General features: G+C 75.2%; 11 protein-coding genes and 1 pseudogene. 3 read left to right on the plus strand and 9 right to left on the minus strand.

Translation table 11 applies throughout. The features are described from left to right. Window positions 1-19 precede the first annotated feature (19 nt). The 6 genes from C1708_RS14750 to C1708_RS14775 all read right to left on the minus strand — a co-directional run bounded on the left by C1708_RS14750 (window position 20) and on the right by C1708_RS14775 (window position 6,332). Window positions 20-601: a hypothetical protein gene (locus C1708_RS14750; RefSeq protein WP_106413112.1), complete on the minus strand. Its 582-nt coding sequence runs from the start codon at window positions 599-601 to the stop codon at window positions 20-22. A 168-nt stretch (window positions 602-769) separates the two neighbouring features. Next, window positions 770-1,567, minus strand: coding sequence for a type III pantothenate kinase (locus C1708_RS14755; protein WP_106413113.1), 798 nt, complete (start codon window positions 1,565-1,567; stop codon window positions 770-772). A gap of 8 nt (window positions 1,568-1,575) precedes the next feature. Further along, window positions 1,576-2,553 (minus strand): carboxylating nicotinate-nucleotide diphosphorylase, encoded by a 978-nt coding sequence (gene nadC / locus C1708_RS14760; RefSeq protein WP_106413114.1) that lies wholly within the window; start codon window positions 2,551-2,553, stop codon window positions 1,576-1,578. Between the two features lie 5 nt (window positions 2,554-2,558). After that, window positions 2,559-4,316, minus strand: coding sequence for an L-aspartate oxidase (locus C1708_RS14765; protein WP_106413115.1), 1,758 nt, complete (start codon window positions 4,314-4,316; stop codon window positions 2,559-2,561). Beyond that, window positions 4,313-5,311, minus strand: coding sequence for a pantoate--beta-alanine ligase (gene panC, locus C1708_RS14770; RefSeq protein WP_106413116.1), 999 nt, complete (start codon window positions 5,309-5,311; stop codon window positions 4,313-4,315). The genes C1708_RS14765 and panC overlap by 4 nt, the downstream gene beginning before the upstream one ends. Window positions 5,312-5,384: 73 nt before the next feature. Then, window positions 5,385-6,332 carry a Rossmann-like and DUF2520 domain-containing protein gene (locus tag C1708_RS14775; RefSeq protein ID WP_106413117.1) on the minus strand — a complete coding sequence of 316 codons (948 nt, stop codon included), beginning with the start codon at window positions 6,330-6,332 and terminating at the stop codon, window positions 5,385-5,387. Between the two features lie 170 nt (window positions 6,333-6,502). On the opposite strand from C1708_RS14775, the pseudogene C1708_RS14780 reads away from it, so the two are divergent. Continuing rightward, window positions 6,503-7,724: pseudogene (locus tag C1708_RS14780) on the plus strand (threonine aldolase family protein). 97 nt (window positions 7,725-7,821) lie between these two features. Further along, a complete protein-coding gene (locus tag C1708_RS14785) occupies window positions 7,822-8,928 on the plus strand; it encodes a DUF5937 family protein (RefSeq protein ID WP_106413118.1) in 1,107 nt (368 codons plus the stop codon). A gap of 20 nt (window positions 8,929-8,948) precedes the next feature. Here the strand turns inward: C1708_RS14785 and C1708_RS14790 are convergent, their stop codons facing one another. The 3 genes from C1708_RS14790 to C1708_RS14800 form a co-directional block, all read right to left on the minus strand. Further along, complete coding sequence (locus tag C1708_RS14790) at window positions 8,949-9,566, minus strand: AAA family ATPase (protein WP_106413119.1); 618 nt, start codon at window positions 9,564-9,566, stop codon at window positions 8,949-8,951. A 32-nt stretch (window positions 9,567-9,598) separates the two neighbouring features. After that, window positions 9,599-10,270 carry a response regulator transcription factor gene (locus C1708_RS14795; RefSeq protein ID WP_106413120.1) on the minus strand — a complete coding sequence of 224 codons (672 nt, stop codon included), beginning with the start codon at window positions 10,268-10,270 and terminating at the stop codon, window positions 9,599-9,601. Between the two features lie 98 nt (window positions 10,271-10,368). Next, window positions 10,369-11,571 (minus strand): sensor histidine kinase, encoded by a 1,203-nt coding sequence (locus C1708_RS14800; protein WP_106413121.1) that lies wholly within the window; start codon window positions 11,569-11,571, stop codon window positions 10,369-10,371. 149 nt (window positions 11,572-11,720) lie between these two features. On the opposite strand from C1708_RS14800, the gene C1708_RS14805 reads away from it, so the two are divergent. Continuing rightward, window positions 11,721-12,749 carry an SAM-dependent methyltransferase gene (locus C1708_RS14805; protein ID WP_106416308.1) on the plus strand — a complete coding sequence of 343 codons (1,029 nt, stop codon included), beginning with the start codon at window positions 11,721-11,723 and terminating at the stop codon, window positions 12,747-12,749. Window positions 12,750-12,762 lie beyond the last annotated feature (13 nt).

Raw genomic sequence — 12,762 nt, forward strand, 5'->3', positions numbered from 1 at the left:
GAGTAGCCAGCGGGACGGGTCAGCCGGCGGCCAGGTGCCGGCCCGGCGGCGGTGTGGCGGGTTTGCGCCGGGGGAAGACCTCGCCGGGCGTGGGCACGGGCCGCCGGGTCGGGCGGGGCGTGCCCGGGGCGGGCGTGGGGCCCGGGTTCGGCGCCGGGTGGGGCGTCGAGGGCCGCTCCTCCGGCTTCTTCTCCTGCCCCACGGAGGCCAGCCCCCCGGGCAGGGCGGTCAGGCGGACCCGCGCGCAGTGCCGCAGCAGGGCGGCCGCGGCGGGGTTGCCGCGCAGGGCGCGCAGGGCGGCCAGATCGTCGAGCTGGGGCCGGTATCCGGCGCCCAGCGCCTCCTCCAGGAGCGCGAGGTAGCCGGCGGCGGTGCCGGGGAGGGCGGCGCGGTAACGGCCGAGGTCGGCCACGAGGAAGGCGCGCAGCCGGGCACTCTCGCGCGTCACCTCGTCGAGGGACGCGGCGAGGCGCAGACAGTCCTGGACGTCGTCGGCCGTGGCCGGGCTGGGGTGCAGGGCGAGGGCGAGGGCACGGCGGAGCACACGCAGCTCCTCCGCACCGAACGCCAGGCCGCCGCGGGATCCGTAGGGCGTGGGCATGGTGCGACGATACGCGCTAATCAGACAAATTCGCCCGAAGATCGCATGTGTGGCGCGGTCACCACCCGGGTGGCCCGCCCGGCCGGGGCACGGGCGGGGCGGCCGGGCGGGACTTCGCGGAGCGCGCCCAGGCGGTCGAGCCGGGGCACGTGCCGCGAACGGCGTGCGCTACATGCGGGAGACGTTCCGTTCGTAGACCAGGCGGAGGCCGATCAGGGTCAGCCACGGCTCGTGTTCGTCGATCACCGTGGCCTCCCCCAGCACCATCGGCGCGAGTCCGCCCGTGGCGATGACGGTGACGTCGTCCGGGTCGTCCGACAGCTCCCGCGCCATGCGGTGGACGACTCCGTCCACCTGGCCGGCGAAGCCGTAGACGATGCCCGACTGCATCGCCGCGACCGTGTTCTTGCCGATGACCGTGCGGGGCCGGGCCACCTCGATCTTGCGGAGCTGGGCCGCCTTGACGCCGAGCGCCTCCACCGAGATCTCGATGCCGGGCGCGATGACCCCGCCGACGTACTCCCCGCGCGCGGAGACCGCGTCGAAGGTCGTCGCCGTGCCGAAGTCGACGACGATCGCCGGGCCGCCGTACAGCTCGTTGGCGGCGACCGCGTTGATGATGCGGTCGGCGCCGACCTCCTTGGGGTTGTCGAACTGGATCGGCACGCCCGTCTTCACGCCCGGCTCCACCAGCACCGCGGGCACGTCGCCGTAGTAGCGGCGGGTGACCTCGCGCAGTTCGTGCAGCACGGACGGGACGGTCGCGCAGATGGCGATGCCGTCGACGCCGTCGCCCAGTTCGTCGCCGAGCAGGGGGTGCATGCCCATCAGGCCCTGCAGGAGCACCGCCAGCTCGTCCGCGGTGCGGCGCGCGTCCGTGGAGATGCGCCAGTGCTCGACGATCTCGTCGCCGTCGAACAGGCCGAGAACGGTGTGCGTGTTGCCCACGTCGATGGTCAGCAGCATGGCCGGTCCTACTCCGCAGCGCGCAGGTCGAGGCCGATGTCGAGGATCGGCGAGGAGTGGGTGAGGGCGCCCACGGCGAGGTAGTCGACGCCCGTGTCGGCGTACGCCTTGGCATGGGCGAGGGTGAGGCGGCCGGAGGCCTCCAGCGCCGCGCGGCCGGCGACGAGGGCCACGGCCTCCTGGCACTCGCCGGGGGTGAAGTTGTCCAGCAGGATGAGGTCGGCGCCCGCGTCCAGGACCTCGCGGAGCTGGTGCAGGGTGTCGACCTCGACCTCGATCGGGACGTCGGGGAACTGCTCGCGGACGGCCCGGAACGCCTGCGCGACACCGCCGGCGGCCACCACGTGGTTGTCCTTGACCAGCGCCGCGTCCGACAGGGACATGCGGTGGTTGACGCCGCCGCCGCAGCGCACGGCGAACTTCTCCAGACTGCGCAGCCCCGGCGTGGTCTTGCGGGTGTCGCGCACCTTCGCCCTGGTGCCCTCCAGCGCGTCCGCCCACGCGCGCGTGGCCGTCGCGATGCCGGACAGGCGGCACAGCAGGTTGAGGGCGCTGCGCTCGGCGGTGAGGATGTCGCGGGTGCGGGTGGTGACCGACAGGAGCACCTGTCCGGCCGCCACGCGGTCGCCGTCCTCCACGTGCCGCTCGACCTCGAACTCCTCGGTGCAGACGATCGACATGACCGCCTCGGCGACCCGGAGGCCGGCCACCGTGCCCGCCTCCCGCGCGGTGAAGTCGGCGGTGGCGACGGCGTCCTCCGGGATGGTCGCGACCGTGGTCACGTCCACGCCGTGCGCCAGGTCCTCCTGGAGGGCGACGTTGGCGATGTCCTCGACCTCGACGGGGTCGAGCCCCGCGTCGGCCAGGAGCTGGGCGAGCGCGGGGTCGAGCCCGCACTCCAGGTAGGCGTCCTCCTCGCCGGCGCCGCAGGCGCAGCCGTCGCCGCAGCCGTCGGAGGAGACGAGGGGAAGGTCGGGGGTGGTCACTGCTGTCACTGCTCCTGGGCCTGGGTGAGGGTCGGGGGGAAGTCTGTGGTGTCGGTGGTGCGCACCGCCAGCGATCGGTCGGGATTCAGCCGTACGACGATGTGGCGGCGCCACGCCGTGTCGTCGCGCTCGGGACGGTCCTCGCGCCAGTGGCAGCCGCGGGTCTCCTCGCGCCGCCGGGCGGCGGCCACCAGGACGCGGGCGACGCACAGCAGGTTGGTGGCCTCCCAGGTGTCGACGCCCGGCTCGGCGGTCTTGCCGTTCTCGTCGAGGGCGTCGCGCGCGTCGGCGTGCAGCCGGTGCAGGCGGTCGGCGGCCTCGGCCAGGGACGCCTCGGAGCGCAGGACGCCCGCGCCGCGGGTCATGATCCGCTGGATGGCGAGGCGGGCCTCCGGCGGGAGCAGCGGGTGGGCGGGGCGCTCCGCCGTGGGCAGCGGCTGCGGCACGCGCGCGCGGAGGCCGGTGCGGGCGATGTCGGCGGCGATGCGCTCGGCGTAGACGAGGCCTTCGAGGAGCGAGTTGGACGCGAGCCGGTTGGCGCCGTGCACGCCGGTGCAGGCGACCTCACCGCACGCGTACAGGCCGGGCACGGTGGTGCGGCCGTGGGAGTCGGTGCGGACGCCGCCGGAGGCGTAGTGGGCGGCCGGGGCGACGGGCACGAGCCCGGTGACCGGGTCGATGCCGTGGGCGCGGCAGGCGGCCAGGATGGTCGGGAAGCGGCGCTCCCACATCTCGGCGCCGAAGTGGCGGGCGTCGAGGTACATGTGCTCGGCGTCCTGCTCCCGCATGCGGCGCATGATGCCCTTGGCGACGATGTCCCGGGGCGCCAGCTCGGCCAGTTCGTGCTGCCCGAGCATGAAGCGCACGCCGTCGCCGTCCACCAGGTGGGCGCCCTCGCCGCGCACCGCCTCGGAGACCAGCGGCTGCTGGCCCTCCGCGTCCGGACCGAGGAACAGCACCGTGGGGTGGAACTGGACGAACTCCAGGTCGCTCACCTCGGCGCCCGCGCGCAGCGCGAGGGCGACCCCGTCGCCGGTGGAGACGGCCGGATTGGTGGTCGCGGAGAACACCTGGCCCATGCCGCCGGTGGCGAGCACCACGGCGGGCGCGTGCACCGCGCCGACGCCGTCGTGCTGGCCCTCTCCCATGACGTGCAGGGTGACGCCGGCGGTGCGGCCCTCGGCGTCGGTGAGCAGGTCCAGCACGAGCGCGTTCTCGATGATGCGCATGCCCGCCCGTCGCCCGCCACCACCCTCGGCCGAGAGCGCTTCGCGCTCGCCCCTCCCGCTCGCGCGGACCGCCTCGACCAGGGCGCGGGAGATCTCCGCGCCGGTGGCGTCGCCGCCCGCGTGGGCGATGCGGCGGCGGTGGTGACCGCCCTCGCGGGTGAGTTCCAGGCCCCCGTCGGTGGACTCGTCGAACTGCGCGCCGGTCGCGATGAGCCGCCGTACGGCGTCGGGGCCCTCGGTGACCAGGATGCGCACCGCCTCCTCGTCGCACAGTCCGGCGCCGGCGACCAGGGTGTCGTCCAGGTGCTGCTCGGGGGTGTCGCCCTCGCCGAGCGCCGCGGCGATGCCGCCCTGCGCCCAGCGGGTCGAGCCGTCGTCGAGGCGCGCCTTGGTGACGACCACGGTCGTCAGACCGGCGGCCTCGCAGCGGAGGGCGGCGGTGAGACCGGCGACGCCGGAGCCGACGACCACCACGTCCGCGTCGATGGACCAGCCGGGGGCGGGCGCGTGCAGTCTTATGCCTGTGCTGGTCACGAGGCGTCTCCGAACGTTCCGAACGTCAGGGGGATGTTGTCGATCAGCCGGGTGGCGCCCACGCGCGCGGCGACCGCGAGGACGGCCTCACCGGTGAAGTCGTCGCCGATCTCGGTGAAGTCCGACGGGTCCACCAGGGCCAGGTAGCCGAGCTGGAGCGGCGGGTCGAGGCGGGCGGCCTCGTCCAGCACCAGGCGGGCGGCGGCGCGGACCGCGGCGGGACCGCCGGCGGTCGTGGCGACGGCGTGCGCGTCGGCCGCGGCGCGGGACTCGCCGATCGCGCTGAGCGCCTCGGCACGCGCGCGGGAGGCGGGCACCTCGCGGGCGCGGGCGCGCAGCGCCTCCTGCGCGGCGTGCCGGTCGCGGCCCGCGAACAGGGCCCGCGACAGGGCGAGCGCGGTGCGCCGCTCGGCGGGCGACAGGTAACGGTTGCGGCTGGACAGGGCGAGCCCGTCCTCCTCGCGGACGGTGGGCACGCCGACGATCTCCACCCCGAAGTTCAGGTCGCGCACCATGCGCCGGATCAGGGCGAGCTGCTGGGCGTCCTTCTGCCCGTAGAGGGCGACGTCGGGCCGGGTGAGGTGCAGCAGCTTCGCCACGACGGTGAGCATGCCGTCGAAGTGCCCGGGGCGGGCGGCGCCCTCCAGCCGCTCGCCCATGGGCCCGGCGCTGATCCGGACCTGGGGTTCGCCGCCCGGGTAGACCTCGTCCACGGACGGGGCGAACACGGCGTCCGCGCCGGACCGTCCGGCCAGCTCGACGTCGGCGTCCAGGGTGCGCGGGTAGCGGTCCAGGTCCTCGCCCGCGCCGAACTGCAGCGGGTTGACGAAGACGGTGACGACGACCTCGCCCTCGGGCCCGGCGATCGTCCGGGCGGTGCGGATCAGCGTGGCGTGGCCCTCGTGCAGCGCGCCCATGGTCATCACCACGGCACGGCGGCCGGTACGCGCGCGGTCGTGCAGGTCGGCGGCGGTGCGCAGCAGGGTGGCGGTCATCGGGCGGCTCCGTTCCGGGACGCGCGCGTGGGCGTACGGGTGGGGTGGGCGTGAGGGGCGGGGACGGTGCCGCTCATGGGGTGTCACCCGGGGCGCTTCCGGTGCCGCCGGTCCCGTCGCCCGGGTCGGCGAGCACTCCGAGGAGGGGTTCGGCGAGCTCCGGCTTCAACAGTCCGTGGGCGAGGGCGCGGTCGGCGGTGGCGCGGGCCATGGCCAGGTACCCGGCGACGGTCCCGGGGGCGTGCTCGCGCAGCTCGGCGACGTGCGCGGCGACCGTGCCGGCGTCGCCGCGGGCGACCGGTCCGGTGAGGGCGGCGTCGCCGGAGCGCAGGGCGTTGTCCAGGGCGGCGCCGAGCAGCGGGCCGAGCATCCGGTCGGGGGCGCCGACGCCCGCGGTGCGCAGCAGTTCCAGGGACTGGGCGACCAGGGTGACCAGGTGGTTGGCGCCCAGGGCGAGGGCGGCGTGGTAGAGCGGGCGCTTCTCCTCGGCGATCCACTCGGGCTCGCCGCCCATCTCGATGACCAGGGCTTCGGCGGCCAGCCGCAGTTCCTCGGGCGCGGTGACGCCGAAGGAACAGCCGGCGAGCCGCTGCACGTCCACGGGGGTGCCGGTGAACGTCATCGCCGGGTGCAGGGCCAGCGGCAGCGCGCCCGCGCGCAGGGCGGGGTCGAGGACCTGCGCGCCGTAGCGGCCGGAGGTGTGCACGAGGAGCTGCCCGGGGCGCACGGCGCCGGTGTCGGCGAGTCCCGCGACCAGCTCGGGCAGGGCGTCGTCGGGGACGGTCAGCAGCACCAGCTCGGACCGCTGGAGCACCTCGGCGGGCGGCACCACCGGCACGTCCGGCAGCATCTGCTCGGCCCGCCTCCGGGACGCGTCGGAGACGGCGGAGACGGCCACCGGGCGGTGCCCGGCCAGCTGGAGGGACGCGGCCAGGGCGGGGCCCACGCGTCCGGCGCCTACGACGCCGACGGTGAGCCGTGCGGGGCGGTCCCGGGGATCGGGCTGTGGGGTTGTGTTCACGCGACGGCGGCCTTCCCGTTCCAGTCCGCTCGGGGTACCGGACGATTTCTCGTCATGTTAACGCGATCGGTTCCGGCGGCCACCGGTCGTCCACAGGCTGTGGGTCCCCGCGGACGCGCCCGCCCCGGCACGCTCGCGAAACCGGGGTGACCGCGCGGAGGCGGTGCGGGATGATCGCGGGCATGACGGACACGGCGGACGGCACGAGCGGCACCACGACGGATCACGACGGCACGGAACCCGAGACGGAGGAGACCGCCGCGCCCACACCGCGTGAACGGCGCATCGCGGCCTGGCGGAACGCCCCGCGCGTGCTGGCGCGCCTCGGCTTCCTCGCCCCGCTGCGGGAGCGCCTGGCACTGCTGGAGGCCGCGGGCGACGTCCACGACCTCGGCGAGACCGCGGACGTCTACGGCAACGGCGTCGTGGAGGCCCTGGAGCGGCGCGTGGCCGGGCTGCTCGGCACGGAGGCCGCCGCCTTCTTCCCGACCGGCACGATGGCGCAGCAGGTGGCCCTGCGCTGCTGGGCCGGCCGCACCGGCGACCCGGCGGTCGCGCTGCATCCGCTGAGCCACCCGGAGGTGCACGAACGGAACGCGTTCAGCCAGGTCAGCGGGTTGCGTCCGGTGCGGTTCGCGGACGAGCCGCGACTGCCCACCGCGGAGGAGGTCCGCGCCTTCGAGGAGCCCTTCGGCGCGCTGATGCTCGAGCTGCCGCTCCGGGACGCCGGGTTCGTGCTGCCCACGTGGGACGAGCTGACCGAGGTGGTGGACGCCGCACGGGAACGCGACGCGGTCGTGCACTTCGACGGGGCCCGGCTGTGGGAGTGCACGGAGCACTTCGGCAGGCCGCTGGAGGAGATCGCGGGCCTCGCCGACAGCGTCTACGTGTCCTTCTACAAGTCCCTCGACGCCTTCGGCGGCGCGGCCCTCGCCGGGCCCGCCTCCCTGATCGAGGAGGCCAGGACCTGGCGGCACCGGTACGGGGGCGCGGTGTTCCAGCAGTTCCCCACCGCGCTGTCCGCGCTGATCGGCCTGGACCGCGAGCTGCCCCGGCTGCCGGAGTACGTCCGCCACGCGCGCGTGGTGGCCGCCGCCCTGCGCGAGGGACTGGAGGCGGGGGGGGCTGCCCTGGTTCCGCGTGCACCCCGAGGTGCCGCACACCCACGACTTCCAGGTCTGGCTGCCGTACGAGGCGGAGTTCGCGGCGGAGACGGCGATCCGGGCCGGTGAGGAGACCGGCGCCATGCTGTTCGCGAACCACTGGGGCCCGAAGGGGCCCGGCCTGACCGCCACCGAGGTCTACGTGCGCGCCGCGGCCCTGGAGTGGACGGCCGGCGACGTCCGCACGGCGGCGGCCGACTTCGCCCGCCGCCTGACCGACGGCGCGTAGCCCTCACCGCCCGGCGGCCCGCCCCGGCGGCCCGCCCCGGTCGACGACGGCCGCCCGTCGGGGACCGGGTGTCGGTGGCCGGGTGCACCATGTGGGCATGGGCGTGCACATCGACATCACCGGGCTGCGGCCGGAGCGGATCGCCGTCGTGATCTCCCCGCTGGCCGAGCTGGGCATGGCGCTGCACACGCTGTCCGAGCCGGCCCACCACCCCGGTCTCCAGGCGTGGGTCACGGGGGTGACCGCGCGGCTGGACCCGCATCTCGCGGACCGCATGTGCGAGGCGGACTTCCTGTGGCGCACGACGTTCTCCGACCTGTTCCTGGCCTGCGCGGGGGTGCCGGGCCGCACGGCGCTGCCCGGCGGCACGCTCGCCGAGGAGCTGGACCTGCTGGACAAGCTGTCGGACGAGCAGTTCGTGGCCGCCGCCCTGGAGTTCACCTGCGCGCTCCCCTACGACGTGCCGGGACGCGGACCGCTCACCGACGAGGGGCTGCGCCGCCGCGCACTCGAGCTGGCCGCCGCGCGGGGACCGCGACAGATGCTGTTCACCGAGCGGTTGCTGACCGATCCGCCGCTCACCAGGGCGTGGCTGCGGCAGTTCCTCCAGGACTGCGACGAGGCGTTCTTCGCCGAGACGTGGTCCCGGCTGCGGCACCAGCTCGCCGCGGACGCCCGCCTCAAGACGGACCTGCTACGCCGCAAGGGCCTGGGCGAGGCGCTGACGTCGGTGTCCTCCGCCGTGACGCTGGACGAGGCGGCGGGCCGGATCAGCGTCGACAAGCTGGGCGACGGCCGCACCACCACCGGTGACGGCGGGCTGCTGCTGATCCCCACCAGCCTCGGCCGGCCGCACCTGATGGTGCTGCACCGGCACGGCTGGCAGCCCGTGCTGCACTATCCGGTCGGCTCCCCTGCGTGGGCCGCCCCTCCGACGGTCGAGCAGCTCGCCCTCCGGATGACCGCGCTGTCCCACCCGGTGCGGATGCGCATGTGCCGCCATCTGGCCCGCAGCGCGTACACCACCGGCGAGCTGGCGCAGGTGCACGGCATGACCGCGCCGGAGATATCCCGGCACCTGGGCGTGCTGAAGAAGGCGGGCCTGATCACCACCCACCGCCGTGGCCGCTACGTCCTGCACCAGCTCGACGTGACGGTGGTGGCCCGCCTCGGCAGCGACTTCCTGGAGGGCATCCTCCGCTGAGCCCGCGGCAGCCCCGCCGTTCAGTCGAGACGGATGTGGCGCAGCCCCACGCCCGCCTGGCGGAGCCGGGTGCGCAGGCGGCCCTCGTGGTTGGGGCGCAGACGGAGGCCGGCCAGGACGGCGATGCGGTCGGCCGTCTTCGGCACGGTGCTGTGGTCGGTCCACAGGTGCTCGGCGAACTCCGGCTCGGCGAGCCGCTCCAGGCAGTGGTCGAGCCGCTCGACCGCCCAGCTCTCCCGTCGCAGGGTTCCGGTGCGCAGCAGCTGCCCCGGGCCGCGTTCCCGCAGCCGCCGCAGCACCGTCTCCCGCTCGGCGAGCAGCGTGAAGTGCCGCACGTCGTGGCCCAGTTCGCGCAGCCGGCCCACGGTCTCGGCGAAGTGGCCGGGGTCGGTGACGGTCATCGGCGCGATCACCACGCCCTCGCGCCGGGTGAGGGTGAGGTCGAGGACCTCCACGACGCCCTGCCGCCAGGCCTTCAAGTCCTGGAAGTCACCGCGCAGTTCACGCGGCAGCATGCGGTGGAGGCCGAAGCCGGGCTGCTCGGGGTCGCAGACGACGCTGCCCGCCAGGCGGCGCCGTATCTCGTGTGCGGTCTGTGTCTTGCCGCCCCCGAAAGGGCCGTTGATCCACAGGAGCATGCGCGCACCCTACCGGCGGCCGGGGGCGCCGCTCAGCCGTGTCCGCCGGCCCGCACCAGGCCCGTTTCGTAGGCGAGGACGACCACCTGCACCCGGTCCCGCAGCCCCAGCTTGGTGAGGATGCGGCCCACGTGCGTCTTCACGGTCGCCTCGGAGAGCACCAGGCGGGACGCGATCTCCCCGTTCGACAGGCCCTGCGCGACCAGCACCATGACCTCGCGCTCGCGTTCGGTGAGCCGCTCCAGCTCCTTGTGCTCGGGCTGCTTGCCGCTGCTGGGCAGCATCGGCGCGAACCGGTCCAGGAGCCGGCGGGTGGTGGAGGGGGCCACCACGGCGTCGCCGCTGTGCACGGCGCGGATCGCGCTGAGCAGTTCGCCGGGCGGCACGTCCTTGAGCATGAAGCCGGACGCGCCCGCCTTCAGCCCGGAGAAGGCGTACTCGTCGAGGTCGAAGGTGGTGAGGATGAGCACCTTCGGCGGGTCGGTGTCCGCGCAGATCCTGCGGGTGGCCTCCACACCGTCGAGCTTCGGCATGCGGACGTCCATCAGCACCACGTCGACGGCGGTGGCCCGCAGCACCTCCAGGGCCTCCACGCCGTTGCCCGCCTCCGCGACGACCTCCATGTCCGGCTGGGCGGCGAGCACCATCCGGAAACCGGTGCGCAGCAGCGCCTGGTCGTCGACGAGCATCACGCGGATCGTCATCGTGGCCTCTTCCGTTCAGTCGTTCGGTCGTCCGGGCGTCGGGGCGTCGGGGCGTCGAAGGGGGCGTGACAGGTGTCAACAGAGGGCGTGCGTATGTGTCAGTGCGCTGGTTTGAGCGGCAGCAGCGCACTGATGCGGAATCCTCCGCCCGGCCGCGGTCCCGCGTCCAGCGTTCCGCCCACCATGCCGACCCGTTCCCGCATGCCGATCAGGCCGTGGCCCTGGCCGTCGAACCCGCCCTCCTCGTACAGCTCGTGCGGGGCGCCCTTGCCGTCGTCCTCCACGAGCAGGCCCAGCCCGTCGTCGAAGTACACCAGCCGCACGCTGGCGCCCGCGTCGGGACCGCCGTGCTTGCGGGTGTTGGTCAGCGCCTCCTGCACGATCCGGTAGGCGGTCAGCTCGACCCCGCGGGGCAGTTCGCGCGAGGTGCCCTCGACCTTGAAGTCCACGGGCAGCCCGGACTCCCGGCACTGCTCGACGAGGTCCTCGATCTGCTGCAGCCCCGGCTGGGGCACGTACTCCCCCGCCTCCTGGTGCTCTCCGGTGCGCAGCACGCCCAGCAGGCGGCGCATCTCGGCGAGGGCCTGGCGGCCGGTGGTGGAGATGGTCTCCAGGGCCTTCCTGGCCTGGTCGGGCGCCGCGTCGAGGACGTAGGCGGCGCCGTCGGCCTGCACCACCATCACGGACACGTTGTGGGCGACCACGTCGTGCAGCTCGCGGGCTATCCGGGCGCGCTCGGCGGCGACCGCGACCTTGGCCTGCGCCTCGCGCTCCTTCTCCAGCCGGGCGGCCCGCTCCTCCAGCTGCGCGAAGTAGGCGCGGCGGGTGCGTATGGAGTCGCCGAGCACCCATGCGAGGGCGAAGGGCACGGCGAGGATGACCGACAGGACGACGTTCTCGGCCGTGCTCGCGTACGGACTGGGCCAGCGCATCTGCGCGAGCGGGGCCGCGCACAGGCCCGCGGTCAGCGCGAGGCGGGACGCCCAGCGGGCGCCGGTCGCCGCGACCGTGTAGGCGATCACCAGCAGGGCGAAGTCGGCGGGCAGCACGGGCACGTCGAGGATCAGTTGCCCGAGGCCCACCACCAGGGCGAGGACCAGCATCCGCTCCGGCATCCGGCGGCGCAGCGCCACCACTAGGGACAGCAGAAGCATGACCGGGACGATGAGGGCCGGGCTCTCGGTGCCCCGGGACTCCTCCACGGCCGCTCCGCTGACCGCCGTGAGCCCGAACAGGATCACGGCCCAGAAGCCGTCGACCCACATCGGGTGTCTGCGGAGGAAGTCATAGAGGCGCTGCACGTGACCCAGCGTAGGGAAGCGAAATGCGTGCAGGGGTCAACCGAAGGGCCGATCCCCGCCCGCGCGTGTACTCCCCAAGGTGGAGGCCCGGCCGGTGCGCGCGCGTAGCCTGGGCCGGTGACGACGGCGACGGCGGACGCGGGGAAGCGGTGACGGCGGGGACGGCGGGGACGGCCGGGACGGCGGGGGACGGTTTCCGCGGGTGGCGGGAGGCGGCTCAGGAGGCCCTGTACGGCCCGGACGGCTTCTACCGCCGCCCCGGCACGGGCCCGGCCGGGCACTTCCGGACCTCCGTGCACGCCTCGCCGCTGTACGCGGACGCCGTGGCGCGGCTGCTGTGCCGGGTCGACGAGGCGCTGGGCCGGCCGGCGGCGCTGGACTTCGTGGACCTGGCCGCCGGACGGGGCGAACTGGTCACCGGGGTGCTCGGCGCGCTCCCCGCGGACGTGGCGGACCGTGTGCGCCCCTGCGCGGTCGAGCTGGCCGCGCGGCCCGACGGGCTGGACGGGCGGATCGTGTGGCGGGACGCGCCGCCGGAGGGGATCACGGGGCTGCTGTTCGCCAACGAGTGGCTGGACAACGTGCCGGTGGACGTCGCCGAGACGGACGCGTCCGGCACCCCGCGGTACGTGCTGGTGCGGGCGGACGGGGCCGAGCGGCTCGGGGAGCCGGTCGCCGGGGCGGACGCCGGGTGGCTGGACCGGTGGTGGCCGCTGCCGCCCGAGGAGGGTCTGCGCGCGGAGATCGGACTCCCCCGGGACCGCGCCTGGGCGGCGGCCGTCGGCGCGCTGGAGCGCGGTGTCGCCGTCGCCGTGGACTACGCGCACACGGCCGGCGCGCGCCCGCCGTTCGGGACGCTGACCGCGTTCCGTGAGGGGCGGGAGACGGCGCCGGTGCCGGACGGCTCCCGCGACCTCACGGCGCACGTCGCGCTGGACGCGTGCGCCGCCGCCCCCGCCCTGCCGGGCGCGCGCCTGCTGACGCAGCGGGACGCCCTGCGCTCCCTGGGCGTCACCGGCGGGCGTCCCCCGCTGGCCCTGGCGGGCAGCGACCCGGCCGGCTACGTCCGCGCCCTCGCCGCCGCCGGGGAGGCCGCCGAGCTGACCGCGCCGGGCGGCCTCGGCGACTTCGGCTGGCTGGTGCAGCCGGTGGGGGCCGAGGACGTCCTCGGCGGCTGACGGCCGCCGCGGC

It is taken from the genome of Streptomyces sp. DH-12, from assembly GCF_002899455.1.
GTDB lineage: Bacteria > Actinomycetota > Actinomycetes > Streptomycetales > Streptomycetaceae > Streptomyces.

Coding starts and splice junctions, on each gene's coding strand:
- C1708_RS14785 (WP_106413118.1), top strand. CDS start 7,822: ATGGGCGTGCACATCGACATCACCGGGCTGCGGCCGGAGCGGATCGCC.
- C1708_RS14755 (WP_106413113.1), bottom strand. CDS start 1,567: ATGCTGCTGACCATCGACGTGGGCAACACGCACACCGTTCTCGGCCTG.
- C1708_RS14795 (WP_106413120.1), bottom strand. CDS start 10,270: ATGACGATCCGCGTGATGCTCGTCGACGACCAGGCGCTGCTGCGCACC.
- C1708_RS14790 (WP_106413119.1), bottom strand. CDS start 9,566: ATGCTCCTGTGGATCAACGGCCCTTTCGGGGGCGGCAAGACACAGACC.
- panC (WP_106413116.1), bottom strand. CDS start 5,311: ATGACCGCCACCCTGCTGCGCACCGCCGCCGACCTGCACGACCGCGCG.
- C1708_RS14750 (WP_106413112.1), bottom strand. CDS start 601: ATGCCCACGCCCTACGGATCCCGCGGCGGCCTGGCGTTCGGTGCGGAG.